This is a genomic window from Ruegeria arenilitoris (assembly GCF_013035425.1).
In the GTDB taxonomy this organism is placed as follows: domain Bacteria; phylum Pseudomonadota; class Alphaproteobacteria; order Rhodobacterales; family Rhodobacteraceae; genus Ruegeria; species Ruegeria arenilitoris_A.
The window spans coordinates 1-1,465 of the sequence record NZ_WQHX01000024.1; the positions used below are offsets into that span (position 1 = coordinate 1).

Sequence of the window (1,465 nt, forward strand, 5' to 3'; positions counted from 1 at the left end):
CAGCTTTGTTTCGGCGCTTCGTAACGACGGCTTCCAGCACTTCGCCTTCATGATCTACGGCGCGCCAGAGGTAGTGACGTTTGCCGTTCACCTTCACAAAAACCTCGTCCACGTGCCACTTCCATTTCGAGAACGCGCGCAGTTGCTGGACTCGCTTTCGTCTGATCTCAGAGGCAAACATCGGGCCGAACCTGTTCCACCAATATCGGACGGTTTCGTGGCTGACATCGATCCCGCGTTCATGCAGCAGATCTTCGACATTCCGAAGCGAGAGCGGAAATCGGATGTACAGCATCACCGCAAGGCGGATGATCTCAGGACTGGTTTTGAAGTACTTGAAAGAGGCAGGTCTGGTCATGGGCAAAAGCTACGAAAGCCCCCTGCCTGCCTCAACCCAAGTTCTTCTGACATGGCCATCTGTCTTGCCAATGACGTCTTCATACACGCGCTCCGAAACAACTATCCCTCCTACCGGCGCAACGCTCTCAAGACGAGCGGCAATGTTCACCCCGTCGCCAAGGATATCGCCTTCATCATCGAAAATCTCGCCGACGTGGATACTCATACGGAATAGCAATTCCTGGCTGTTACCGCGCGCCGCGTTCCGCTCGGACATATGACGTTGCATTGTTTCGGCGCATGCCACTGCGTCCACAACGGAATGGAACTCCGCAAGAAATCCGTCTCCAGTTTTTTTGAAAAGGCGTCCGCCATTCATTCCAAGATGTGGTTCCAGAGCCCCGAAATGCCCCTTGAACGCGCGCAGGACACCTTCTTCATCCGCGCCAATAAGCGCGCTGTAGCCAGCTATGTCAGCTGCGAGAATGGCCGCAAGACGCCGCTCCAACCGAGTTCCTTCCTTGAATAACATCCCTCACGGCTTCTGAAACATCAGGCAGCAAATGCATTTGCTATTCAAGCAGTTTGACCGAGTAGAGCCCAAAGCGGACGCAGTGGGTATCAGTTTCCAAGAAAAATTGAGGTGCCGTAAATCAGCGTTACACTTATTCGGGCAGTCCTGCCAAACGCAGAGACGCGCAGTCTTTCTCCAATCGTTCTATATCAGAGAAAAGCTGAGTTTTCGCCCAATCCGATATGGAAAACTGAGGACGGTATTTCATCACATTCCGTGCTTCATCGTAAGCGGCCTCAAAGTTATCCGTTTCCACATGTACGATTACAAGGTCTAGGTGTCCAAAGCCTTCAACCCTTTGACCATATTCGGCGAATGCCTCCTTGGCTTCCTCGTATCGACTATCGAGCCGAAGGGCCAAACCCAAAACGCCAGCGTACCAGCCTGGATAATGAGGGTTGAGAGTAATGGCTTACCCCAAAGAAATCGAAGACGTCTTAAACGACATCGATGGCGTTCTGGAATCGGCGGTTTTCGGGATCCCCGACAACGACTTCGGGGAAAAGATCATCGCCACTCTGGTTGCTGAGCCAGGCGTAAAACTTGACACGG

4 protein-coding genes are annotated in these 1,465 nt (G+C 52.6%); 1 reads left to right on the plus strand and 3 read right to left on the minus strand.

The window, feature by feature from the left end:
• The 3 genes from GOV45_RS23135 to GOV45_RS23145 form a co-directional block, all read right to left on the minus strand.
• Nucleotides 1-358, minus strand: a 358-nt coding sequence (locus GOV45_RS23135) for an IS6 family transposase (RefSeq protein WP_170482889.1), incomplete at its 3' end; no start/stop codon positions are given.
• Between the two features lie 9 nt (nt 359-367).
• Complete coding sequence (locus tag GOV45_RS23140) at nt 368-871, minus strand: adenylate/guanylate cyclase domain-containing protein (protein WP_170482892.1); 504 nt, start codon at nt 869-871, stop codon at nt 368-370.
• Nucleotides 872-1,004: 133 nt separating this feature from the next.
• Nucleotides 1,005-1,274: a hypothetical protein gene (locus GOV45_RS23145; protein WP_254448105.1), complete on the minus strand. Its 270-nt coding sequence runs from the start codon at nt 1,272-1,274 to the stop codon at nt 1,005-1,007.
• 46 nt (nt 1,275-1,320) lie between these two features.
• Between GOV45_RS23145 and GOV45_RS23150 the strand changes: the two genes are divergently transcribed.
• On the plus strand, nt 1,321-1,465 hold a 145-nt coding region (locus GOV45_RS23150), incomplete at its 3' end, for an AMP-binding enzyme (RefSeq protein WP_170482894.1).